The sequence below is a fragment of the Proteus sp. GOKU genome, from assembly GCF_015475555.1.
GTDB lineage: Bacteria > Pseudomonadota > Gammaproteobacteria > Enterobacterales > Enterobacteriaceae > Proteus > Proteus mirabilis_B.
This window is the reverse complement of sequence record NZ_CP034105.1, coordinates 1438732-1461717: the sequence shown is the minus strand read 5'-3', so window position 1 is coordinate 1461717 and position 22986 is coordinate 1438732. Positions and strand designations below refer to the sequence as shown.

At 37.2% G+C, this 22986-nt stretch carries 24 protein-coding genes and 1 tRNA gene; 9 read left to right on the top strand and 16 right to left on the bottom strand.

What is annotated here, in order from left to right; genetic code table 11:
• Positions 1 to 343: 343 nt before the first annotated feature.
• The 4 genes from EHE21_RS06630 (at position 344) to EHE21_RS06615 (ending at position 4505) form a co-directional block, all read left to right on the top strand.
• Positions 344 to 1543, top strand: coding sequence for a ribokinase (locus EHE21_RS06630; RefSeq protein WP_194952186.1), 1200 nt, complete (start codon positions 344 to 346; stop codon positions 1541 to 1543).
• 52 nt (positions 1544 to 1595) lie between these two features.
• Positions 1596 to 2783: a NupC/NupG family nucleoside CNT transporter gene (locus EHE21_RS06625; RefSeq protein WP_088493255.1), complete on the top strand. Its 1188-nt coding sequence runs from the start codon at positions 1596 to 1598 to the stop codon at positions 2781 to 2783.
• Between the two features lie 73 nt (positions 2784 to 2856).
• Complete coding sequence (locus tag EHE21_RS06620; protein WP_088493256.1) at positions 2857 to 3789, top strand: nucleoside hydrolase; 933 nt, start codon at positions 2857 to 2859, stop codon at positions 3787 to 3789.
• A gap of 272 nt (positions 3790 to 4061) precedes the next feature.
• Complete coding sequence (locus EHE21_RS06615; protein WP_088493257.1) at positions 4062 to 4505, top strand: hypothetical protein; 444 nt, start codon at positions 4062 to 4064, stop codon at positions 4503 to 4505.
• Between the two features lie 970 nt (positions 4506 to 5475).
• Here EHE21_RS06615 and EHE21_RS06610 read toward each other — a convergent pair.
• Both EHE21_RS06610 and EHE21_RS06605 read right to left on the bottom strand, forming a co-directional pair.
• Positions 5476 to 5868: a hypothetical protein gene (locus EHE21_RS06610; protein ID WP_194952185.1), complete on the bottom strand. Its 393-nt coding sequence runs from the start codon at positions 5866 to 5868 to the stop codon at positions 5476 to 5478.
• A 74-nt stretch (positions 5869 to 5942) separates the two neighbouring features.
• Complete coding sequence (locus tag EHE21_RS06605) at positions 5943 to 6230, bottom strand: hypothetical protein (protein ID WP_194952184.1); 288 nt, start codon at positions 6228 to 6230, stop codon at positions 5943 to 5945.
• 1582 nt (positions 6231 to 7812) lie between these two features.
• Here EHE21_RS06605 and EHE21_RS06600 point away from each other — a divergent pair.
• On the top strand, positions 7813 to 9021 hold the full coding sequence (locus EHE21_RS06600) for a HEPN domain-containing protein (RefSeq protein ID WP_194952183.1): 1209 nt from the start codon (positions 7813 to 7815) through the stop codon (positions 9019 to 9021).
• Between the two features lie 125 nt (positions 9022 to 9146).
• On the opposite strand, the gene EHE21_RS06595 is transcribed toward EHE21_RS06600, so the two are convergent.
• From EHE21_RS06595 to EHE21_RS06575, 5 genes are all read right to left on the bottom strand, one after another.
• The gene (locus tag EHE21_RS06595; RefSeq protein ID WP_194952182.1) at positions 9147 to 9695 is read right to left on the bottom strand and encodes a hypothetical protein; all 549 of its coding nucleotides are present in this window, start codon (positions 9693 to 9695) and stop codon (positions 9147 to 9149) included.
• Positions 9696 to 10400: 705 nt separating this feature from the next.
• On the bottom strand, positions 10401 to 13124 hold the full coding sequence (locus tag EHE21_RS06590) for a DUF927 domain-containing protein (protein ID WP_194952181.1): 2724 nt from the start codon (positions 13122 to 13124) through the stop codon (positions 10401 to 10403).
• Positions 13125 to 13147: 23 nt separating this feature from the next.
• Positions 13148 to 13327: a hypothetical protein gene (locus tag EHE21_RS06585; protein ID WP_108478884.1), complete on the bottom strand. Its 180-nt coding sequence runs from the start codon at positions 13325 to 13327 to the stop codon at positions 13148 to 13150.
• Positions 13320 to 13589, bottom strand: a complete 270-nt coding sequence (locus tag EHE21_RS06580; RefSeq protein ID WP_194952180.1) for a hypothetical protein — start codon at positions 13587 to 13589, stop codon at positions 13320 to 13322. Before EHE21_RS06580 ends, EHE21_RS06585 begins: the two co-directional genes overlap by 8 nt.
• Positions 13586 to 13759 (bottom strand): host cell division inhibitor Icd-like protein, encoded by a 174-nt coding sequence (locus tag EHE21_RS06575; RefSeq protein WP_108478885.1) that lies wholly within the window; start codon positions 13757 to 13759, stop codon positions 13586 to 13588. The genes EHE21_RS06580 and EHE21_RS06575 overlap by 4 nt, the downstream gene beginning before the upstream one ends.
• A 130-nt stretch (positions 13760 to 13889) precedes the next feature.
• On the opposite strand from EHE21_RS06575, the gene EHE21_RS06570 reads away from it, so the two are divergent.
• Entirely contained in the window at positions 13890 to 14069 is a 180-nt protein-coding gene (locus EHE21_RS06570; protein ID WP_036980047.1) for a hypothetical protein, read from the top strand.
• A 285-nt stretch (positions 14070 to 14354) separates the two neighbouring features.
• On the opposite strand, the gene EHE21_RS06565 is transcribed toward EHE21_RS06570, so the two are convergent.
• The 6 genes from EHE21_RS06565 to EHE21_RS06540 all read right to left on the bottom strand — a co-directional run bounded on the left by EHE21_RS06565 (position 14355) and on the right by EHE21_RS06540 (position 18402).
• A complete protein-coding gene (locus EHE21_RS06565; protein ID WP_194952179.1) occupies positions 14355 to 15038 on the bottom strand; it encodes a Rha family transcriptional regulator in 684 nt (227 codons plus the stop codon).
• Positions 15039 to 15050: 12 nt separating this feature from the next.
• Positions 15051 to 15389, bottom strand: a complete 339-nt coding sequence (locus tag EHE21_RS06560) for a hypothetical protein (RefSeq protein WP_228766739.1) — start codon at positions 15387 to 15389, stop codon at positions 15051 to 15053.
• Positions 15389 to 15607 (bottom strand): helix-turn-helix transcriptional regulator, encoded by a 219-nt coding sequence (locus tag EHE21_RS06555; RefSeq protein ID WP_194952178.1) that lies wholly within the window; start codon positions 15605 to 15607, stop codon positions 15389 to 15391. Before EHE21_RS06555 ends, EHE21_RS06560 begins: the two co-directional genes overlap by 1 nt.
• 290 nt (positions 15608 to 15897) lie before the next feature.
• Complete coding sequence (locus EHE21_RS06550) at positions 15898 to 16725, bottom strand: hypothetical protein (RefSeq protein WP_194952177.1); 828 nt, start codon at positions 16723 to 16725, stop codon at positions 15898 to 15900.
• Between the two features lie 203 nt (positions 16726 to 16928).
• Positions 16929 to 18140, bottom strand: a complete 1212-nt coding sequence (locus EHE21_RS06545) for a tyrosine-type recombinase/integrase (RefSeq protein ID WP_108478888.1) — start codon at positions 18138 to 18140, stop codon at positions 16929 to 16931.
• Positions 18141 to 18314: 174 nt separating this feature from the next.
• Positions 18315 to 18402 (bottom strand) — tRNA-Ser (locus EHE21_RS06540).
• Between the two features lie 182 nt (positions 18403 to 18584).
• On the opposite strand from EHE21_RS06540, the gene tusE reads away from it, so the two are divergent.
• Entirely contained in the window at positions 18585 to 18914 is a 330-nt protein-coding gene (gene tusE / locus EHE21_RS06535; protein WP_023581360.1) for a sulfurtransferase TusE, read from the top strand.
• A gap of 43 nt (positions 18915 to 18957) precedes the next feature.
• Here the strand turns inward: tusE and EHE21_RS06530 are convergent, their stop codons facing one another.
• Positions 18958 to 19239 carry an acylphosphatase gene (locus EHE21_RS06530; RefSeq protein ID WP_194952176.1) on the bottom strand — a complete coding sequence of 94 codons (282 nt, stop codon included), beginning with the start codon at positions 19237 to 19239 and terminating at the stop codon, positions 18958 to 18960.
• Positions 19240 to 19436: 197 nt separating this feature from the next.
• Here EHE21_RS06530 and hspQ point away from each other — a divergent pair, with 197 nt between their 5' ends.
• Positions 19437 to 19766, top strand: a complete 330-nt coding sequence (gene hspQ / locus EHE21_RS06525; RefSeq protein ID WP_194952175.1) for a heat shock protein HspQ — start codon at positions 19437 to 19439, stop codon at positions 19764 to 19766.
• 69 nt (positions 19767 to 19835) lie between these two features.
• Here hspQ and EHE21_RS06520 read toward each other — a convergent pair whose 3' ends face one another.
• Positions 19836 to 20249 (bottom strand): CoA-binding protein, encoded by a 414-nt coding sequence (locus tag EHE21_RS06520; protein WP_194952174.1) that lies wholly within the window; start codon positions 20247 to 20249, stop codon positions 19836 to 19838.
• A 138-nt stretch (positions 20250 to 20387) separates the two neighbouring features.
• Between EHE21_RS06520 and EHE21_RS06515 the strand changes: the two genes are divergently transcribed.
• Positions 20388 to 20846 (top strand): methylglyoxal synthase, encoded by a 459-nt coding sequence (locus EHE21_RS06515; RefSeq protein ID WP_075673145.1) that lies wholly within the window; start codon positions 20388 to 20390, stop codon positions 20844 to 20846.
• Position 20847: 1 nt separating this feature from the next.
• Here the strand turns inward: EHE21_RS06515 and helD are convergent, their stop codons facing one another.
• Positions 20848 to 22899, bottom strand: a complete 2052-nt coding sequence (gene helD / locus EHE21_RS06510) for a DNA helicase IV (RefSeq protein WP_194952173.1) — start codon at positions 22897 to 22899, stop codon at positions 20848 to 20850.
• Positions 22900 to 22986: the final 87 nt, after the last annotated feature.

The window sequence follows — 22986 nt, the reverse complement described above, 5'->3', positions numbered from 1 at the left end:
TAGGCAATGGCGATAACACTAATATATCTTTATTGGTATTCTTTTTACGTTTTAGTGGATACCAAAAGCTATCAATTTCCTATCCATTCTCAGATATCCAATCATTTCAATGATGACAAAATCAAAAATCAGTAAATAATTTTTAATTATTTCATTACGATTTTAGATAATCAGCCAACGGTAAATAAACTGCGTTATCCACATATTTTTCTTAAAATTTATCTAAACGGACAGATAATTGTCCAATTACGAGCAAAAAACGTGACTACTCAAGCAGAATAAACTTAATTAACCTCTATTATCTTAACAAATGGTAAAACATTTTTTAACAAAAGAGGGTGATATGAAAAAAAAGAGTAGTATTGCATTTATCAGAAAAAAATTAGTGAAAGATAATTCTATCTATGTAAAAGAGCTCAGTGCTCTACTTCATGTATCGGAAAGAACCGTAAGAAGATACATAGATGAATTACAGTTATTAGGTATAGCAACTAAATTTCATGGCGGAGTGAGATTACAAAAAATTGAATTAGAACCAATAATAAATAGAACCATTGATGAAACCAGAGTGCTTCAAATTGATTGCGAAGAACAAGGTAGAGATAAAAAAATTGCAGATAAATGCTCATTATATATTTTAGGATCTTTCAATTTAGATGTTGTCACAGAAGTTGAAAGATTTCCTTTTGTTGGAGAGACAATCAAAGCAATCTCTACAAACTTTTTCCCTGGTGGAAAAGGTGCTAATCAAGCGGTTGCGGCAGCTGAATTAAATGATCATGTGCATTTTTTTGTTAAAGTAGGCGACGATTCATTTGGCGCTACCGCAGAGAAATATTTTGGTACTACAAAGATAAATTCATATACCTTAATTAAGGATGCCAATGCAAAGACAGGAAATGCATTAGTTATGGTTGAGAACACCACTGGTAACAATAGTATTATTATTGATCTAGGGGCTAATGCAACAATCACTAAAGCTGAAATTCTTTCAGATATTAATAATCTACAATCTGCAAAGATTTTTCTTACTCAATTAGAAAATAATATAGATGCGACCAAGTTTGCGATTGAAATAGCAAAAAAATCGGGATGTTATGTCATTCTTAACCCAGCGCCCTATTCAGATCAAATTGTCTCACATTTGTCATCTATTGATTTATTAATACCAAATGGAACAGAAGCAGAATTAATATCAAACATTAAAATTGATAGCGTTATTTCAGCACAGGAAGCCATAAAAGCAATACACAATTTAGGTGTTAAAGAAATAGTAATGACACTTGGTGACAGTGGTGCACTTTATTTCAATGGCACCACAATGAAATATTACAAAGCAATGAGTGCTTCTGTTGTTGATACAAGCGGCGCTGGTGATGCATTCACAGGTGCTTTAGCTGCAAAATTAATAGAAGGTAAAAATATGGATGAAGCAATTAAGTTTTCTATTGCTTATGCATCATTGGCCGTTGAAAAAAAAGGGGCATCATCAATGCCATCTAAAACAAGTGTTGATGTCAGATTAAAAAAAGAGCGTATGTAAGGGAAGTGCATAAATAACCACCCCGTTAATAAATTATATAATCGAGGTCATTATGAAATATTTAATTTTCATTATTAGCCTTCTCTTAATTTTTATAGTGGCATCTTCAATTAGTTTTAATGCTAATAAAATAAAAAGAAAATTTATTCCTATTTTTATTCTTTTATTAATAGAGGCCACCGTTGCTTTTATACTTCTACACACGTCTATTGGGATCACAATTCTTAATACGACGAATATAGGTATAGAATATTTAGTACATCATGCAAATAAAGGAATTGATTTTGTATTTGGAGATATAAGCACAAAAACACCTATTGTGTTCGTTATTGTTGCTCTAATGCCTTTAGTGTTTATTTGCTCAATTATTGGGATATTAAAATATTTTGGTATTCTCCGGCTGATTATTCTAACTATCGGATACCTTATTAATAAAGTTGCAAAAGTTGGTAAACTTGAATCTTTTTCAGCGGTTAGTGCTGTCGTTGTGGGTATGATGGCAGTGTATGTATCAATTAAAGAATACATACCCAATTTAACAAAACCACAAATGTACACAATAGCTGCATGCTCATTATCTACTGTCGATATCGCAATATTGGGTGCTTACACTCAAATGTTATCACCTCAATTTGTCTTTATCGGTGTTTGCCTAAACTTTTTTAGTACTTTCGTTATTGTTTCCATTATAAACCCTAACGATCCTATTGAAATATCTAACAATTTTTCTGGCCCTAAAAATGAACATCATAGTTTTTTTGAAGTACTAACAGAGCATATGCTCGATGGTTTTAAATTAATTCTAGCGATAGTTCCAATGCTTCTTGGCTTTATTGCTCTAATTAGCATGTTGAATGATATTTTTTTACACCTCATAGGAATAAGTTTCCAAGGTCTTCTTGGTTATATTTTCTCTCCTATTGCATTTGTGCTTGGCGTCCCTTGGCAGGACAGTATTGAATTCGGGAAAATTATTGCCACAAAAATTTTAACGAATGAATTTGTTGCAATGATTGATTATATAAAATTAGAGGATCTGAGCCCAAGAACGGAAGCCATTATCTCTGTATTCCTAATTTCGTTCGCAAATTTTGGTTCAGTCGGAATGATTATTGCTTGTGTCGCCAGTATCAGTAAAGAACATGGAAAAATGATAGCGGCGAATAGTTTTAGACTGATCGTGGGTTCAACGTTGGTGAGTTGCTTATCTGCAACGATGGTCGGTATTTTTATTAACTGATATTTATTTCATAAGTATTTTTTAATTCTACTTTTTATTCAATGCGTTACGTAAGTTATCAAAGGAGAAGTATATGACTAAAATTATTATAGATTGTGATCCGGGTGTAGATGACGCTATTGCAATTTTACTCGCATTGGCATCACCTGAAATTAAAGTTATGGGAATTACAACCGTCGCAGGAAATGTTGAACTTGATAAAGTTCATGAGAATGCCCGCAACATTCTTTCGTTTGTGTCTCGCCCCGACATCCCTTTAGCCAGAGGGTGTGAACGGCCTTTGATAGCGCGTCGAGGGAGTAAAACTCAAGTGCACGGTAATAACGGTCTTGCGGGTGTAACGTTACCGAGATCCAATTACACTTATCCCGACATACATGCAGTGGATTTCATTATTGATACTGTGATGTCTAATCCTAAAGAAGTCACCCTTTGCCCGACAGCACCACTGACCAATATTGCCATGGCAATGCTAAAAGAACCAAGGCTTAAGGATAATGTGAAAGATATTGTTCTAATGGGAGGGGCTGCATTTTGTAATGGGAATATAACACCAGCAGCCGAATTCAATTTTTATGTCGATCCACACGCGGCACATATCGTCTTTGATACTGCAGAACACATTACTATGCTGGGGCTAGATGTCACCCATAAGGCTGATATCAGAGCAGGTTTATGCCAATCGTTAGACCAAGGTAACGTTATTGCTAGAACAGCCGCAAAAATGTCTCGTGGATATGCCGCATTTGATCCTTTTTTACATGATCCTTGTGTAATCGGTTATTTAATCCGCCCAGATATTTTCACTGGTATAAATGGCCATATTGATATTGAATACGAATCACGCAAACTCGTTGGTTTAAGTTTTGCAACAATCCATGATGATTCAATGCCCCCTAAAAACAATAGTAATTCAACCGAATGTCGTATGAACACAATGATAATTACCGATGTTCAATCTGAGAAATTAATGTCTCTGATATCTGAACGAATTTTATCTTTGTAAACTGGAACAAATAGAAAACAATACAGAGAAGTATAACTTCTCTGTATCAAACTTTATTATATTACTTTTAAAACTTATTTTTATTTGAAAGTTAATATTATTCTTTCCTCTCAATAATTGACAATACCTTACCAAGAAAAAACAAGAAATATCCTAATAATAATCCTGTACTCTATTTAAAAACAAATAAATCCATTATGATAACTAATGTCATATTAATGAAATATTTTTTATACAATTATTTATATAACAATATATTAGGATAAATAAACATGGCTAGTTATAAAAAGTTAATGGCTTTAATCGTTATATTATTTACCTGCATAATAGGGAGCGCACACGCAGAACAACGCCCTGATGTGGCAGATAATGTCATTGCCTATAAAGGTCAACAAGGAGTGATTGTTTGGACCCTACGTATTGGTGATCGTAATGCTAATGAAGCATTAGTGCAGCTCGAAGGTATTGACCATGACTGGAATTTAAAAATTCAGAAGATGCAGGTCGAAAAAACAAGTAAAGATACTCGATACTCAATAAATATTAATGGAAATAAATTTGTTGCTCTAATTATTGAGAATAAATGCTGCGGTAACCTTTATATCCCAGGAGAACCTCAGCCTATATCAGTAAATTACTCTGAAGGGATATCCCATGAAGGTAATGCACAAGCATTTCTTACTGATTATCTTCAAGCTAAAAATAATGAAAAATAATATTAGTGTCGATTTTGCCATAGTGTTGCATATAAAGAACGATAAAATATGCAAGTCATTATACGACAACACCTTATATATTTTTTTATTGGTGTGAATTCAATCAGATAATTATTGTTTTACATTATCCTTAGTCTTATCCCTTACTATTATCTATTTACTTAATTATTAGTTTCATATTGGGGGTACTAAATATTAAGTGAGTGTAATACACCCCCGTATGTACCCCAAAAAATGGAGCTTTCAAGAGACGTTAAGAGACTTGAGGAGACAATGATTTTGTTGAATTGCTTGATTTTACTGGGAGGAGGAGAGAACCATACACGGTTATTATTTCATTGATAATTAATGCTTATTATAATTCCAACTTTCATTCTATACAATTTTCTATACAACCAAGGTCATTGCTAGGCTGTTTTTGATGCCTAATTTTTCTTGGCTTAATGAAACATCTAAGCTGCATAAATATCATCAATGTATAGTTTTATTGCAGATAATGAAATGCCAGCCAGAAATACCCCTCCCTGTAACCTGCCCGTATATTTCACTGACTCCGTTTCAAACGGAATGAGTGATTATCACTGATGCGATTTCAAATAACGGCAATGATTATTTGCGCACCTCAATAAGAGATGTACAAAATAGAATGGGTAGGCTGGTGGACTTATTCGAATTGTCCCGATATTTTCGGGTTAGTTGAACTGATCATCTTTTAGGGAGTTAGTCGCAGGCTAGGCTAGTAATTACAGCTAAATACGCTATTAGCTCAACAAAATGTTGACCTTTCGTTGAAGTACGTTTTACCTCGCCACTATCTTGTAAGCATTGGTACAACTGGCTTTAAAGTTCATTTAGCCATGATCAATTCGGATTTATGTAAGGTAACACTAAGCGTATAGCCCCCATTTACATAATGTCAAAATTCCTAGGACGTTAGGTCAACGTAATGTCAAAATTGATGTGGCTAATGTCAATAAAGTGTACTGACACTGCCGTCCTCACTAACAACAAAAAATACTAACCGCAAGCGTTCAATGACTAAGTCTGGAACCTTATTTATTTGGGCTAAATATTGTTTTGTGTTCGGCACAGCTATACCGTATTTGTAGTCATCGTTATCCATCCTGAATATGATTTGTCCTATCGCTGTTTTAAAATCTACACCTATCGATTTAGATTGCCCTTTGGCCTCAATCATCCATGACTCTCTCGATTCAGGGTGAACACAAGATAAATCGACATTAGGTTTATTTTCAATATTAAATCCCTTACTGATAAAATGCTTCTCTATTGATTCCTGTACAAAGGATTCGTTGGGATATATATGTTCTCTGTGATATCCCTTCTTTTTTATATTATTCATAATAAGTCATTCTTCTTTCCAATATTCTATTTATGTCAATACTAAACTAAATCAACTCTTATATTTCTCTTTCGCTAACAGGTAACTATCTGCGCCCCTGCGAGCCAATAACCATTAGACCATTCGTAGCGACCTGTAGCAGTTACTTTATTTCCGTTCTGGCAGGTCATAAGCTCCAGCGCATTAATATCGAATGCCACTATCTTTAATGAGTACGGGCTGCGCTTGTCACTCTCAGCCTGAATAGTCATTGTGGCCATAACTTTACCTGTGGCGGTTCTAACTCTCTCAGGGGTTTTTGTTACCGTTCCTGATGTGGTAATCCTGATTAATTTTGCTTTTCTCATTTCTGGTTTATTCATCTTGATGCCATCACAATATAAGCTATTGGTTAAAATAAAATGCTTGTGGGACTATGGAGGATTGGATGATCACTTCAATTTCAAGGAGTGTTCTAAATATTAATTTAACCATGATGATACGGGATTATCCCGCATGTAAAACCTTACCGTTTAAACTTGTTGTAGCTTGTTACTGTAGCCTTGGCATTCAGCGTAGATAACCTATTGATTTCATCGGTAACGCATTTTTGCGTCACGGTAGCTTGTTGATATTTATTCAGAGGACAAAATTGTCCGGTAGTGTCGCAATACTTATTTGCACTGTGGCATTGCCAGCCAGTTATGAGCCTCCAATTTCAGTGCCTCATGTTTTCTTGATTTTAAGGCAACCTATTATCGTTTCGGTGCAAGCTTCGTCCATTGGTAAGTTGGTTCTGTCATTCTCCGCCTGTGACACTCTTTAGCCTGTATTGTCTAGGCTACACCTGTTCTAATCGCTAACCTATAGCGTCTATTGAGTGATTACCCTTGCTAGTGGGCTAACTCCATCATAACGGCTTCTATTACTTCACGTTGTAATATCACTATACCTTAAAGGGGTGCTCCTTTCCGTCATACCTTAATTATGCTGAATTGGATCAATCGACCTACAAAATAATTGTAGGTAGCTACGAAAGTTTTGTGGTTTAAATTTTACTCATCCCAAAGTGACTGTCTCGGGTAAATCAAATAGCCGATACGAATAGTATTATTTCGCTGGCAACCAGAGTGGTAACCTCTCTTTTGGCAACCAAATACGTAGATTAAAACATGATATTTTACTGCGTACCATTCTGCGTACTTTTCACAACATTATGATTTTATTTGATTATAACGAATCATTAGAATGAACAATCTCCCCTCTGCGTACCTATTTTATTTTAGCTGGGCTTATAAACTTGTTTGATACGATGTCAGGTTTTGACAGGTTCTGATGACAACATTCAGCGGATGAAGTATCCAGCAAAATACCGCCTTTTTGGTGGATACCGAAGCGGATACCTTATTAACATTTTTAACTATCCCCAAAACAAGCATCCCAACGGTTACTCCCAGAAAGCAACCCTAACGCTTATACGATATCGCTAGTTGAACGCCTAGAATCGTCTGTGATGTATTTAACTGTTGGCATGGCAATATATTCCCACCGTATACCTATAATGAGTCTGCTGTCGTTTCTGTGGTTAATATGGTGCTATCAGAGGGCATAAATAACGGGCGGATTATCGCAAAACGGGTTAACGAAGCAGGGTATCAAACTAAAGGTGGTAAAGCGTGGTATAAGGATATTCATTCAGCGTGGAAACGCCACAAGGATATTACTAGTAAACTAATTATTTTTATCTCCATTCATAATGGAAGTTCTTAAATTAACCAACTAGCTAATTTTTACTCAAAACTTATCATTTTTACAATACGATATAATCACATTTCCATTTTTTCAAAAAAATATCTGATTACAAATATAATAATTAACTTATTTATGATAACTTTCGTGGGCTAGTCCCTGCTATTCCATCAATAAACAATTAATAAACAATTAATAAACTAAAGGTGATTTAACATGCTTTTACAAGATATCATAAATGAAATCATGGCATTAATGCAAACTGGTACTCACAAAGATATAAAAAACGCACAAAAATACTGGTCATTTAATGATAAAATGGTCTATGTTAATGAAATGGAAAAATATAACCTATTACTAGAAAAAATATATGAATTAGATAAAAAAATAAACAATAGGTTTTACAGGTCAACAATATTTAAATATCTAAATGAACAACTCCCAAAAATAAAAATACAAAACAAACCATTTAACTATGATTTAGAATCATTTTTCAAAGATTTTTATGATGTAAAACCTCAAAATTTAGTTATAACCGCTCCTATATCTGGAATTAGACTAAATAATGGCATTCGCTCATTCGAACTATCTTGTTTTAAATTTGGTTACTTAAAAGATTTAGAATTTCCAATAACAGGCGAAACTGAAGCTGATGGCATGTATATAAGTACTATTGTTAAAAATATTTATGACAAAGCTGAAGCCATACAAAAAGCTAAAGATGCTTTTTTAAACTTTGCAAAAATGATTGTATTTATATCAGGAAAACTTGATAAGAACATCTTGATTGAGACGGGGCTACCTTTAAAGCCAAGTTTATCACACGAACAAATGTATGTTAGCACTAGTTCATACCAAGTATCTAATGAAAACGGTCCTTTAGAGTCTGCTCAAATTAATAATCAATTTTTAGAAAAAATCCCTGTTAATGACCCTTTTTTTTGTAATAGCCGCTATTTTAAAAGGCTATGGGACTTTTATGAAAAGAAACATAATAGTCAAAAACTAAATGATATCGAGTCAAGGATATTAAACTCTGCGCTTGCTCTTGGAGAGTCGGCACTCACTACTGACACTAGGAATTCAATTATATACACTTGTATTTCATTGGAAATTCTATTTTCTCTAGATGATGGGAGCCTATTTCAAAAAAGTATAGGTGAAAAATTATCAGATGTATTTTCCTTCATCGTAGCCAAAGATGTTGACAGCCGATTAGAAATAGGAAAATTAGTAAAAAAAGTTTATGGATTACGTTCCGCAATTGTGCATGGTGGGAAAAAAGAGCTATCAAGTGAAAATTTAGTGGTGAATATTTATATGCGGGCAGCAATCAATGAAATATTAAATAATGAGATTTTTTCTGGTATAAACAAACTCCAAGATATTTATGATAAATTAAAAAGGGCACAAAACTCATACTAGAAAAGTGTTCTCTTTAAAATTCAATATATTGAAAAACCCTGAGTCGAAGCCAAAACTTAGGGTTAACACATCAGATTTTAGCATCTCGCCAGTAATAATTTTAGAATTTTGACACCAGAAAAACGTTAAGAATTACTTTCTCGTTTGGCTTCATCCATTGCTTTCTTAATGGCTGGTATTGCGCCTTCATAATTAAAATAACCGCTTGATGGATGATATAAATAAGCCACTTTAACATCATTATTTAATGTAGGAACCCATTCACCTAACATAGCACCTAACACTATAACCACATCGGGCTTTAATGATTCTACAACGGATAAAAACGGTCTTTCTGCCCCTTTCCACATTTCATTCGTTGGTCTAATTCGTCCTGACTCACCAACAATACCCTGTACATAGTTATAGAAAGCCACATGCTCCCAGAAATTAGAACGCGTTTCTTCTGATAATTCAGCCCCACTATTCAGCCCTAGCACTGCTTTTGTGATTTTAGTAAAAAACGCATTTGGATTATCTTGAGCATTATGCTTTATGACGTGTTTAGTCCAATCACTATCGGGTTCGTCATCATGTTCGGCGTAATGAGACTCACCAAGTATGAGTATTTTTATACCAAACATACTATTTTCATAATTAGAGCCAACCCAAGGATAGAAATTTACATTTTCCAATTTATTTATCACTCTAAAATCAAATAATTCTATCTACATTAGCACTCTCTACGATGTACATAAATCATCATTATTTGCATGTCACTAAATTGTCAAATATTTACGACCTCTACATGTGTACGTACAGCTCATTTAATCATCAATATTTACGCATTCACGCTGTAACTCCCCCTATGATTACTTGCCTCACGAACTCAACACAATTTTCCCCTAATAGCTGGCTCGAATATGAATATCTACCATATCAATGGCTACTTATTCGTGCTGTTCACAAATAGATCAAACCCAAAGGAGTTAAGTTACTGTGGCGTTTTATCTTATATGCTTTTTGGTGTATTCGTCGCTGGGGGATTTTGTCGTTTTAGCGCCAGTGTTTTAGTGGTCATTTAAATATCGCTATATATACAAAAAACGATTTTTCTTTGGGATAACGGGATAAGTTGCTTATTTCTATTTAATTTCATAAGGTTAACTTATCCCAAACACCCTATTTTCTTATCCCAAACTTTTTATTTTTGGGATAACTTTGCTTTTTTATTAACACTTATAACAATTCAGCATCATTTCATTTGGGATAACTTGGGATAACATGGGATAAATAGAGATAACTTAACCAATTAATTTTATTATTCTTTTTATTTCTTATCCCGTTATCCCACTTATCCCAACGTTTTTGATTCATCACGGAAACTTTGTTCTGGTAGGCTATTCCTCCTCGCTATCAATTAAGACAACAAATCGCTGTTGGCTGCCATTGATGCTGATAGTTTTACCGTCTACACGCCCTGATTCTGGTCTGACTAAAATACCTACCTCGTCGAGTGCCTCCGCCCCCAGTTTCTTTTGAATACCTGAGAGTATTTCATCTTCGAACACGGACGGGATTATGTGATATTCGTTCTTGCCATCCTCTCTGCGCCCCGAAACTAAATAGCCAGCAAGATTTGTTATCCTCCCAGCGTAAGTTCGGTCTAAATCTCCGTTACGTTTGCCGTAGGTGTAGGGTTGAAAACGGGTTAATCCATAGCGTTGAATAAAATCCCTTGCCCGTTTGACGACTTGGTATTTTTCGCGGTTACCCGTTCCGTAGTTCTCCAGCCACTCATTGAAACTATTACGGATAAAACGACTACACTCCGCTACATCCCAGCCAGTGATTGACGTTGATAACTCAGCAGTGGCGTCCAGCATGGCAAAACGTGTGGCGACTCGCTTAACCTGTGACGACGAATCTTCAGGTAAACTTGATAACCATTCATGTTCTTTGAAGGTCACTTTCTGGTTGGCGATATCCTGATTATTGGCGAGATACTCAATCCATGCTCGACCAACTGCCCCACAATGCTGCGTTGATGCGCGTTTGATGGCGCGTGAATGCAAATCACCATCATCAAGACTGTGAAACTCGACAGTATCAGTAAATGGCACGCTGACCAGCCGCACTAACTGCCCCGCTTTTGGGGTGACACCATGACGAATGAGGTATGTTTCAAAATCTTCCTCACCCGTTGATAACGCCACAATAGCCCAACGTAAAATAGCTTTGTTTCCGCCATCTTTATTGCCTTGGATGCGCCCCGTACCATTGAATAAGCTGTAGGCACTTCCTGCTACATGCCGCACATCGTTACCCTGTCCAATTTCGTCAATCGGCATAAACCCATCATTTCGTGAAGCGGCTTCAATCGTTAGCCCGTACTTTGTCGCATCCCATGTTAATTTCAGTTCATCGGGTACACCGTAAATACTTGAGGCGGCTTCTACCGTAGTGGTTTTCCCTGCGGAGGATTGAGCAAATAAATGAATACCAAACGAGCTACCCCCTGATAGAGAGTTTAGTGGCGCAGCTAAGGCGACTAATCCACCTAAAATCATCGATTGGTTGCCTTTCATTAAATTACCGACATTCTTTCGCCAGCTTTCAGCCGTTCCCCTGACGATATAGCCCGCAACAGCAGACGTTCCACCACAAAAGGCAACAGGACGGCTAGGTCTACCAATAATGTGACCATCTGGCATCACGTATGCCCCATCATGCCAACCCGCAGTATGTGTGATTGTCCATTCGTCGCGCTTTCCTTTTCGTTGAAGATAGTTCGCCAACAAATCTAATTGACCACGCTTCGTGGTGATATTGACACCCCGTGAGCGCAATCGCCCCCATCCTTGAGGTGAGCCTAGCTCACGCCTTGGAATAGCTTCATAGATAATACGGTTGCTACCTTCCTGCCTCATCTGAATAACTAAATAACTGTCTTTCCCATCAGAGCCAATGCCTACCGTCTCCATTTCATCCGAAAACCATGTTTCTTTTTCGTCAATGTCACCCGTCGTATTGTTTTGCTTACGTTCGATGTAATACAAACCACCGTGTCGTTTATCAAAAAAGGGGACTAAATCATCGTGAGTTTTGATTTTCTTTTTCGCATCGATGCGGATCACGTTGTCCTTTTTCACTACGTTACCTTCCTGTTGAGCCAACTCAGCACTAAACACCTGTTTTGCTGCCTCAATACCGTGTGATAGACGGTAATCATCCCAATCGGCTTTATCATCAGTAGTAGGCGGTAAAACCGCAATACCATTAACTACCTTAGCTGCTTTCTCAGCCGCAAGCTTTCCCGTGTTTGGTTGGTCGGGCTTAATATCGTTATCCCCTGCAATGATAATCTTGCTCTCTGGGTATTTACTCCGCATTACCTTAGCCACATGAATTAAATTACCCGCATCAATTGCTGCCACTGCATAGGCTTCAGGATTGAGTATATGGCACGTCATAGCAGTAGCTAATCCCTCGGTAATAATTACCGTAGAAATGCTTACAGGTTCATTAATAGGGTAGTAACTGCCATTCTTCGCACTATCGAGTAACAACCGTTTATCGCCATTGGGTTTAATGGTTTGTGCGGCTGTAATAACACCGCCAGCATCCACTAATGGAATGATAAGAGAACCGTCCGGCAATAAATCCATCTCAAAACCGTGTAACCCTTTTGCCTTGAGATAATCTGATTCTCCTTGCTGAACTTGCTCAATAAGCCGGTTATATCGCGCCGTAAAACGTTGAAGTTTTTCTCGCTGCTGGTTAGCTTGGTTTTCTGTTCGTTGTGCTCTCTGGGCTTCCTGTTGCGCTTTTACGTCATCGTTACAGCAAACGGGTGGATTGGCTGAACGAGTATCTATTCCGATAATATCAGCGACCGCTTTTGCGGCTTCGGTGACGCTGACACCAAGAACACGCTGAACTAAATCTAACCCATCACCTGAGCCACACTGGTTACAAATAAACGTACCGTTACCGTCTTTATCATCAAATCGAAAACGGTCTTTACCGCCGCAATGAGGACAAGCTGTATGCTTATTGAGAGGCACTTCTGCCCCAAGATTAGAGAGTATGGTTTGCCATTGCCCGTTCGCTTTTAGTTTCACCTCGCGGATAACATCAATCGATTTCATTTCGTCGCCTCCGCCAGTGATTGCCAAATTTCACCATTTAAATCACAAGCAATAGCAATAAGGTCTAAAAGTTCTTTAGAGCACTCGGTCGCCGCCTGCTCCAATATCACGGCAAATAACGAACTACATTGCTGAGCCTTGTAAGCAGCAGCATCTAATGGAAGAGGATTACACACGTTTCACCTCCGATTTTTCCTGAACCTCCAATACTTCTATGCCGATCAGCGTAGTAATGCGTTCCAGCCAGTAGTAAAGTTCCTGTTTTTTCGGATTATCAATTGGTGGCAATACTTCGCATAAAACATGGATTAAACCCTTTCTCACTCTGAGCAAACGACTACGGCTTCGTTCTTCTGGTGGGAGGTAATCGACATGCCCAAGCATTTCGTCAATTTCAGCTTGGATACGGAAATAATTATCGGGGAGTAAACTGTTCATACGCTTTCTCCTTCTGCAAAACGAGCAGAGAACAAGCAAGGAGAATCAGGCAGCATTGAACGAGCCTCTTGTTCGCTGGAAGCAATAACGATGAAATACTTAAATTGCTGACATGAGAAAAAGCGCCATAGGAATTTAGGGCGAGTTTGGGTAGACTTATACATAGCCATAGTGTTACCTCGTATAACATTGTGGTTAAACGCCTCGATAGTGTTGGTAGCACTTCGGGGCGTTGATTTTTTACATATATGTATGTAATGTGTAATGACACATAAATACATTACTATAGGTGTAATTAACGTGTCAACACACAGCAATGAACGACGTGGTAATCCTCCTTTCCAATTCAGGTTAGACCCCGAATTACGAGCAATGATGGAGCTAGCGCAAGCGCAAGATGGGGATGAATCTTTAGCCGCTTGGCTAAAACGCATCATCAGAAAAGAATTAAAATCACGAGGCATTGAGCCTAAAAGCTGATATTTGCCATACCAGAGAAGTAAGCTAGTATTAATATTCTCACTTGCTCGGTATTTAATATCGACGTATCCAAGGGTAGCCGATTGGCTGCCCTTTTTTATGGAATGACAAAACTCAATTCCGCCTCGTGTAGTGACCCCGATTAAACCTTTCCAATGGGTACCAACAACTATGACAAATGATGTAAATCCTCCACGTTTTAGATTGGTAAAATGTTTTACTAAATGATGACCTACTAGTAGAGATTCACTAACTTGGTAGGCATTTGTAATGATACTCATCATATTAGCCACCAATCCGCGTCATAGGACTCATCAAACTAGCGAACTGCTCAATGCGTTGACTGACTTCACGTAACGCTTGAGTCGCCGATAACCCCGAGTTAATGGCATCCTGAAATGCCGCCTGTTCAATCTTCTGCATACAGACTAATAACCCTAACTGCTGTTCATCTGCGATTGCTCGCTCACCAGTAAGTAAGCCTGTTAATCGATTTTCAGTACGAGCTAGATTGATGTAATGATATTTCTCTGCGCCTAAGTCTCGTAGTGCGTCGCGTGACTCATGATAATGTGGTAGATATTCACGTCGAATAGGTTCAGCTGCCCGTTTCTTGCTGAATGCTTTGGTAACGTCCAGCTTAAATTGCGTCATCTGTTCATGATTACGACCACGAACAATACGGCACATAAAATCAAATTGGTTTTCATTGAGTAGAGCGTATTTATTAATACTCGCACCCGTTGAATGTGAGCACGTCTCCGTTTGAAACGGAAGCGTGCCAAATTGACGTAAATTCTTTGCATTCTTTTTTACTAATTCAAAAAGGTTCTTATGTTTAATTCCGATGCGTTTAGCAAACAGGCGGCTATCTATTCTCGGCTCAGTTCTGTGTTGAATTAAAATAGGTTCTTGGCTGATTTCAGGGTGTGAAAATCCCTGCCCCATTACGGTCATTTTATTTTTCATGGTCTTATGTCCTTATTGCTCGATTGGGTACAACGATAAAATTAATTCAGATTGTGATTTTGAAATACCTTCATATCCGCCAGCATTGGCGCATTGGTTGATGAGGTTAATTACCTTCAGCGCGTCTTTCTGGCTGCGAATACGATAACGGTAATGTGATCCAATGCCGTCAGGGTTCAGTTCGTCAATGCGCTCTAATTTAATATTTAGCTTTCTTTCTAGCTCCGAAGAATAATTACGACCTGACGATAAATGGCAGTGAATTAATATTTCATTCTCGGTAAATCCATTAATTCCTGTACCTAACATATATAAACGGGCGCGGTGTTTTTTCGGTGGCTTCTTTTCCATTAAGCCACCTCATTAGAACGAGATTCAGCAATTTTATTGGCGATCCACTCATCCACTTCCGATTCAACGAAAGCAATAGAGCGAGAACCTATTTTTACTGGCTTTGGAAATTGACCTGTTCCAATGAGATGATAAATCCACGCTTTACCATAGCCAGTACGACGCATAGCTTCAGGTAAACGAATGAGGTTTTCTTTAATTGGATTGACTACTGACATGCTGCCCCCTGCTATCTAGTTAATACTGCGCCTTGATAGACGCTCTTAGACTCAGGGGTATATTTGCATGAAAAAATGCTTTTTGATCATACCATTAGACCTAATGGCTTTTTTGAAAAATTTACTATAAGGGTTATAACTCAGGTGGTTGCTAATTAAACAAACCACTATGAGGGTAGAGGGTGATTTGTGGTCAATTACCATCATGGTTAAGGGTAACGGAACATTTTTACCCTCAGGGTTGAGGGTAATCTTACTTTAGAGTGAACAGTGCAGATATTCAGAACCATCTATTTGCGCTTAATAGGGCAAGCTACTTTCTCGATTGCTTGTGCTTGGGCTTTGGTCATTTCAAATTCTTTATAATCATCTATAAGTTTTGCCACCACCCATTCTTGCGTTGGTATTGTTGACCTTGAATCTTCGTCATAATCTGCCCATACTTCATTTCTTAATTTAATAGCTATTGATAATGGGTCGTCCTCCCTGTATTGACACAACCCGTTAGGCACCTTTAGTTCCAAGTCTTGTAGCTGCCCCTTCAATTTTTCTACTTCAGCCTCTAATGAAGCAATACTCTTGCTATCTTCAGTATCACCAAAAAAATCAGAAACCCATTTTTCAGTTTCTTTGTCTATTACTTTCTTTCCAAATTCATAACCTTTCTCAAATCTAGACAAATCAAATGAAAGACATGATGGTATAGGCAGTTTGTTATGCTTTAAAAAGCTATATACTTCTTGGGCTTTAAAATAGAATCCATAAAAACTATTATTGTATTGTTCGAATTCATCCTCAATACAATAATAGCCGGGATTAGCAGGATTGGGGTCCTCATAATAGTCCTTACCTAATGAAATAGCATATAAAAAATTCAAACATTGTTTTTCAAAATGGCTATCAGTGCTAAATCCAGTTACGCTACTGTATCGATAAAAATGAAATTGTCTTAATGTATATGGATATTTATTATCAAAGTTAGAAAAATTACGATGTAGAATAGTACTAACATCCGTAATGCTTCTTTTAGTCACATCAGACAATTCAGTCAATAATTTATGAAAATAAATACTATCAGCTTTTTCTTTATCTAAATCATCAAATGAATACATAGCCACAACGCCACCTCACGCCCTCTTTTGTAGAAACTATGCCAGCTAGTAGAGGTGTACTAGTTTTCGGGGATCAGCCTAGACATAGCTTTATTCTTAACAGTCTATAAAAGTCTACTACAGGCTATTTTTACTGTCTATTTGTCCAGTTGAATTTATTTCGAACATAAAAAAACCAGCCGTTTTATTGGCTGGCTATTGCTGGTGGGTTAAGCGCGTTTAAAGTTACCATGAATCACATTATCGCCGTTCTCTAATGCGTCCATGTAATCTGCATACCATTGAAGCATTTCTCTACGACCATCAATATACTGAGCGTGGTTATACGTTCCACGTATAGAGTTTTTATCGACATGCGCTAACTGTGTTTCAATCCATGCGGAGTTATAGCCTTGCTCATGTAGGATAGTGCTCATGGTGTGCCTAAATCCGTGACCTGTGGCTCTCCCACTATAACCCATGCGCCTAATCATCGTATTAAGTGCCATATCTGATATGTGCTTTCTATAATCAGTACGGCTGGGAAATATATATTGATAACTTCCACTAATGGAGTGTATCTGCTTCAGCAAATCAATAACCTGATCCGATAGTGGTACAATATGAGGGCGACGCATCTTCATTTTTTCAGCTGGTATTTCCCATACTCCAGTATCAAAGTTAATTTCTGACCATTCTGCTTTTCTCAATTCTCCTGGTCGAACGCCAGTTAAAATAAGTACTCTTAGTGCCACTCTAACAATCTGACTTCCCATATACTTATCTATAGAAGAAAGAAACTCTGGTAATTCACTTACTGAAAGGTGGGCGTAGTGCTCACGTTTATGTGGAACAAAGGCGCTAGCTAAATCTGGTGCAGGGTTATACTCTGCCCTACCAGTAATAATGGCGTACCTCCACACCTCACCACAACGTTGGCGCACTTTCTTTAGCTTCTCCGTTGCTCCGCGCTTTTCCATAATCGAAAGCACTTCGAGTAGTTCCATTGGTTTGATCTCGGCAATCGGGCGATTACCTATATAAGGGAAGACGTCTTTTTCGAAAGCATCCATCATGTCATCACGATAACCAACAGACCAGCGATCCTTTCTGCCCTCATACCATTCAAGAGCAATATTTTTAAAGGTGTTTACAGTTTTGTTAATTATTGCCGCTTTTTCTGCTTTTCTGACTTCACTTGGATTAATACCATTGGCAACCTGTTTTCGCGCTTCATCTCTTTTCGCTCTTGCTTCGTTGAGAGTGACAACAGGATAGATACCTAACGATATCATTTTAGTTTTGCCTGCGAACTGATAGCGATAACGCCAACCTTTGGAACCATTAGTTTCAACTAATAAAGATAGTCCGTTACCATCCGCCAGCGTGTATGCCTTTTCTTTTGGTTTGGCGCGTTTAATTGCCATGTCAGTTAGCTTCATAAATCACCAATATTGTATAGGAAAATCGTAGAGGAAATTTCTATACAAAAAACTATACAATAAATTGTAGAGATTTAGAAAGACGTTAGTAGACTTAGGTAGAGTGAGACTTTGTTAGAATGCTTGATTTTACTGGGATTAGTAGACTTTGAGAGACTTGATTGGAAGTGAAGATGGCGGAGGAGGAGAGATTCGAACTCTCGGATGGTTTCCCATCGGCGGTTTTCAAGACCGCTGCCTTCAGCCGCTCGGCCACCCCTCCGCAATGGGGAGCAATATAAACACCTAAGCTTATGTTGTAAAGCCCTTATTGTACTGTTTGCCGTAAAATTAAACGCATTACAAGTCAATGGCTTAATTTATCAACGATTTATGGGTTCTACTTGGGTATTTTCCTTATTTTTGCTAAATTAGCGGTATTATTTTTGATTGGTTGCTACGCACATGTTTGTATTTAACGGAAAAGAAATCGAGACAGATAGTCACGGTTATTTAAAAAATAGCAATGAGTGGAATGAAGATATGGTTCCAACATTAGCTGAACTAGAAGAAATTGAGCTTACAGAACAACATTGGGAAATTATCCGTTTTGTTCGCCAGTTTTATTTAGAATTTAATACCTCCCCCGCTATTCGCATGCTAGTAAAAGCACTTGCACAAAAATATGGCGATGAAAAAGGAAATAGCCGTTATCTTTATCGTTTGTTTCCTAAAGGCCCGGCAAAACAAGCTACAAAGCTTGCCGGTTTACCAAAACCCGTCAAATGTATTTAATCTTATCTTTCGATAAAGATAATTAAAAATCATTAAAATAATATTACTCATAATGGTGGATTGAAAAATCTGCCATTTTTTCATATTCGCAAGATGTTGCAGACCAAAATGTAATTTTGGCACTTCTTGGGCCACCAGCTTCTAACCAATCCTCAAATTCTTTTAACGCATTTTCTTTCGCGAAAGCCTTTACTCCCACACTACCATCATCACGATTCCAAACATATCCTGTTATTGGTTGTTTTCTCATCCATTGATAAGTGAAAAAACGAAAACCAACACCTTGAACTCGCCCTTGAATAATATATTCTCTACCGATTTTCATATGCCCTTCTAATAGTGTTCTTCAAATAAAAATTCTGTCTTGGTTATTGTCTTTTCTTTATACAATAGATAATCTGATTTTGTGAGGTTCTTTATTCATAATGAAAGCAAAGGATTATATTTTTTTGAAATCCTTGAAATTTCACTTTATGCCCTCATATATATAACCAATAAGCAAGGCTATATGGAGGTGATACTATGATGACCGCCAGCAAATTTGGGATAGGACAGCAAGTTAGACATAAATTACTCGGCTACTTAGGCGTTGTTGTCGATGTGGATGCTGAATATTCCCTTGATCAACCTAATGAGGATGATATTGCATCTAATGTGACCTTGCGAGCAGCACCTTGGTACCATGTTGTGATGGAAGATGATGAAGGACAACCCGTTCATACTTATCTTGCTGAAGCGCAGATAACCTATGAAGTTTCAGATGAACACTTAGATAATGACTCATTGGATGAGTTATCACAGTCAATTCGTAGCCAATTACAGGCACCACGATTAAGAAATTACCCCAATTAATCTACATAAGCAGTGATCTGAATGAAATGATAATCGCCGATTTGTTTTCGGCGATTTTATTTTGGTGTATTACCAAGGAAGGCCATGTGCTTCAATTTCTTTTTTAGGGCAACGATCCATTACCACACGTAACCCAGCATCTTCAGCTAAATCTTTAGCGTCTTCATTGATAACACCAATCTGCAACCATAATACTTTGGCATTAATTTCAATTGCTTCTTGTGCGATTTCTAATGCAACGTCAGATTGACGGAAAACATCAACCATATCAACAGCAACAGGAATATCTTTTAATGAGGCATAACATTGTTGTCCCAATAAAGTTTGCCCTGACATACCTGGATTAACAGGAATAACATCATAGCCTTGTTCTAATAGGAATTTCATGACTTTATAGCTTGGGCGATCTTCTTTATTACTCGCACCAACAAGCGCAATGGTCTTAACGCTTCTTAAAATGTCATAAATGTCTGAATCCACCATTTATCTACTCCGTTCATCATGAAGATTGAAAATATTATGATACATCATAGTATCTTGATCTGTTCATAGCTTATAAGATAAAAAAAAGGTATTTTGAAAACTGGAACAATTACTATATTTATTTTTTAAAGGTATCAAATGGAACAAATTGACCGCACGCTCTTAAAAGAAAAAAATATCGCGCTTGTTGCCCATGATCACTGTAAAAGCTCATTACTGGAATGGGTTGAAAATAATCGTGAACAACTGTCTCTACACAAGTTATTTGCAACAGGCACTACCGGTAATCTAATTAACCACCACACAGGTCTTACTGTTACTCAAATGCTAAGTGGCCCAATGGGCGGTGACCAGCAAATTGGTGCAATGATCGCTGAAAAGAAAATTGATATTATGATTTTCTTTTGGGACCCATTAAATGCCGTTCCGCACGACCCAGATGTTAAAGCTCTTCTACGCTTAGCTACGGTCTGGAACATCCCAGTTGCAACAAATCGTGCAACTGCGAACTTTTTAATTTCATCACCTCTCTTTTCACAAGAATCTACAATTAAAATTCCAGATTACGAAGGTTATTTAAAAGAGAGATTAAAATAATCTAAGGTTTTCGCTGTATAGGAACACCTTGAGATTTTAGCTCTGAAACAAAACAAGATGGCTGTTGTTTATTAAATAATAGCCATACTTGTTTTTTTGCTCTTGTTAGAGCGACATACATTAAGCGTCTCTCTTCTGCATTAGGATAATCTTCAACACTAGGCAGTAATGCCAATTCAATAATCGATTCTCTTGCCGGTGCTGGAAAACCATCTTTACCTTCTTGTAAACCTAAAATAATAACGTAATCCGCTTGTTGCCCTTTTGAAGCGTGAAAAGTCATAAATTGTAGGTCTAATTTAGGCCAGCGTGTTTTTGCTTTTTTTAATAATTCTGGTTTTAAATAGTGATAACGAGCAAGTAAAAGAATAGTTTCATTTTCTTCTACATAACCACTCATTTTATTTAGTAAATTTTCAAGTTGATCGTCAGATAACAGTACGACTGACTTTTTATTACCTTTCACTAAACTATTTAAAGGCTTAGATAATTGAGTTGGGTTTTGCTGAATAAACGTATTGGCAACATTTCCTATCGTGTCATTAAAACGATAAGTCGTATCTAGTGCACATTCAGCACCTTCACCAAAGGAGTGATGGAAAGAAGTCGTTAATAATAATTCTGCGCCACTAAACCGATAAATGGCTTGCCAATCATCGCCTACTGCAAATAGAGATGTTTGTTTATTTTGTTGTTTTAAGGCAGTTAATAATGAAGCTCTTAAGGGTGAAATATCTTGGAATTCATCAACAAGAATATGTTTCCACGGGCTAATAAAACGCCCTTTTTCAATCAGGTTAATAGCTTGATGTAATAAACCAGAAAAATCGATTGCATCTTCTTCTTTTAATGCCGTTTTCCAAGCTTTTAATAATGGTGATAATAATTTTAAATACTTTTTAAAGGCTTCTGTATATTCAGGCTGCACACTTTCGATCAGAGACTTTTGGCTACCACCTTGCATTCTTAATAAACCAACCCAACGCTCTAATCTTACAGCAACTTGGTTTTCTAATTTTTTATCATGCCAAAACTCACCGTCAGGAATATCCCATTCAAACTCTTGAGATAACCACTCTCGCCATCCTTTTGCTTGTGCTTTTTTCTGTTGGCACTGCTCTCGCCATTCACCTAATAATAGGGCTCTTCTTTTTTCACTGTTTATTTCAAGCTCACTAATTTTAGGTTGTTTTTTTGTCGCTTGTTGAATAATGGATAATGCCAGTGCATGAAATGTTTTTGCCATAATATCGGCATTTAAACGGCTAGAAAGTCTTTCATTCATTTCTTGTGCGGCTTTACGCCCAAAAGCAAGTAATAAAATTTGATCGGGTTGCGCTAACTGACGACGTAATAACCAACCTGCTCTCGCGACTAATACCGATGTTTTACCACTTCCCGCTCCCGCAAGAACAAGAATATTTTCTTCGCCATTAATTACAGCATGACATTGCGATTCATTTAATGGTGATGATTCGATAGTATTAAAAAATTCCGCATGCTCATTTAATATTTGAGTTACCCATGCAGAGTTTTCTTTATTAATTAGTGTTTCGCCTTGCTTTAGCCATTCCAAACATTGCTGGTAAAGTGCTTGGCAATTATCAAATTGAATAAGGCGTTCAAGAGGAAGAGGAATAGCAGAAAAGCTTTCTTTGATAGATTGTTGAATTTCACTCAATTTAGACTGTTTTATCCATCTATTTGATTGAGTGATTTCATTAATATTATGGAGTTGTTTCTCAAGAACCTGAGCACTTATATCGCTCATTTCTTTGCTCCAATTTTGCCATGTTTGATAAAGATAACGATAAAACTGCTGAGTTTCTTCCCAGTCTGTTCCATGTAATCGAACAACTTTATCTTCAGGCAATAAAAATTCTAACTCCCCCCACACAATCCCTTTTTTACAAAAAATATTAATCAATTCGTTAAAAGGAATTAAATACTGATGTTTTTCACCACTGACTTCAATACCTGCATTTAACAATTTGACTCTATTATAAGGATGCTGTGCTAAACGTTGTCCCATCGGGGTGGATTTCAGTTCCATACGTAATTCCTGCAATAAATAACAAATAGTCTGTTGTTAAGCTCTTTTTAATCGGTGATAAACCCTATATTCTAAGAGGTAATTATC

Excerpts from the sequence above, each read along its gene's own strand:
- EHE21_RS06545 (WP_108478888.1), bottom strand. The coding sequence starts at position 18,140 with ATGAAGCTAACTGACATGGCAATTAAACGCGCCAAACCAAAAGAAAAG.
- helD (WP_194952173.1), bottom strand. The coding sequence starts at position 22,899 with ATGGAACTGAAATCCACCCCGATGGGACAACGTTTAGCACAGCATCCT.
- EHE21_RS06575 (WP_108478885.1), bottom strand. The coding sequence starts at position 13,759 with ATGGCTATGTATAAGTCTACCCAAACTCGCCCTAAATTCCTATGGCGC.
- EHE21_RS06625 (WP_088493255.1), top strand. The coding sequence starts at position 1,596 with ATGAAATATTTAATTTTCATTATTAGCCTTCTCTTAATTTTTATAGTG.
- EHE21_RS06605 (WP_194952184.1), bottom strand. The coding sequence starts at position 6,230 with ATGAATAAACCAGAAATGAGAAAAGCAAAATTAATCAGGATTACCACA.
- EHE21_RS06580 (WP_194952180.1), bottom strand. The coding sequence starts at position 13,589 with ATGAACAGTTTACTCCCCGATAATTATTTCCGTATCCAAGCTGAAATT.
- EHE21_RS06565 (WP_194952179.1), bottom strand. The coding sequence starts at position 15,038 with ATGAAAAATAAAATGACCGTAATGGGGCAGGGATTTTCACACCCTGAA.
- EHE21_RS06630 (WP_194952186.1), top strand. The coding sequence starts at position 344 with ATGAAAAAAAAGAGTAGTATTGCATTTATCAGAAAAAAATTAGTGAAA.
- EHE21_RS06515 (WP_075673145.1), top strand. The coding sequence starts at position 20,388 with ATGGAACAAATTGACCGCACGCTCTTAAAAGAAAAAAATATCGCGCTT.
- EHE21_RS06560 (WP_228766739.1), bottom strand. The coding sequence starts at position 15,389 with ATGGAAAAGAAGCCACCGAAAAAACACCGCGCCCGTTTATATATGTTA.
- tusE (WP_023581360.1), top strand. The coding sequence starts at position 18,585 with ATGTTTGTATTTAACGGAAAAGAAATCGAGACAGATAGTCACGGTTAT.
- EHE21_RS06555 (WP_194952178.1), bottom strand. The coding sequence starts at position 15,607 with ATGTCAGTAGTCAATCCAATTAAAGAAAACCTCATTCGTTTACCTGAA.
- hspQ (WP_194952175.1), top strand. The coding sequence starts at position 19,437 with ATGATGACCGCCAGCAAATTTGGGATAGGACAGCAAGTTAGACATAAA.
- EHE21_RS06615 (WP_088493257.1), top strand. The coding sequence starts at position 4,062 with ATGGCTAGTTATAAAAAGTTAATGGCTTTAATCGTTATATTATTTACC.
- EHE21_RS06530 (WP_194952176.1), bottom strand. The coding sequence starts at position 19,239 with ATGAAAATCGGTAGAGAATATATTATTCAAGGGCGAGTTCAAGGTGTT.
- EHE21_RS06610 (WP_194952185.1), bottom strand. The coding sequence starts at position 5,868 with ATGAATAATATAAAAAAGAAGGGATATCACAGAGAACATATATATCCC.
- EHE21_RS06600 (WP_194952183.1), top strand. The coding sequence starts at position 7,813 with ATGCTTTTACAAGATATCATAAATGAAATCATGGCATTAATGCAAACT.
- EHE21_RS06520 (WP_194952174.1), bottom strand. The coding sequence starts at position 20,249 with ATGGTGGATTCAGACATTTATGACATTTTAAGAAGCGTTAAGACCATT.
- EHE21_RS06620 (WP_088493256.1), top strand. The coding sequence starts at position 2,857 with ATGACTAAAATTATTATAGATTGTGATCCGGGTGTAGATGACGCTATT.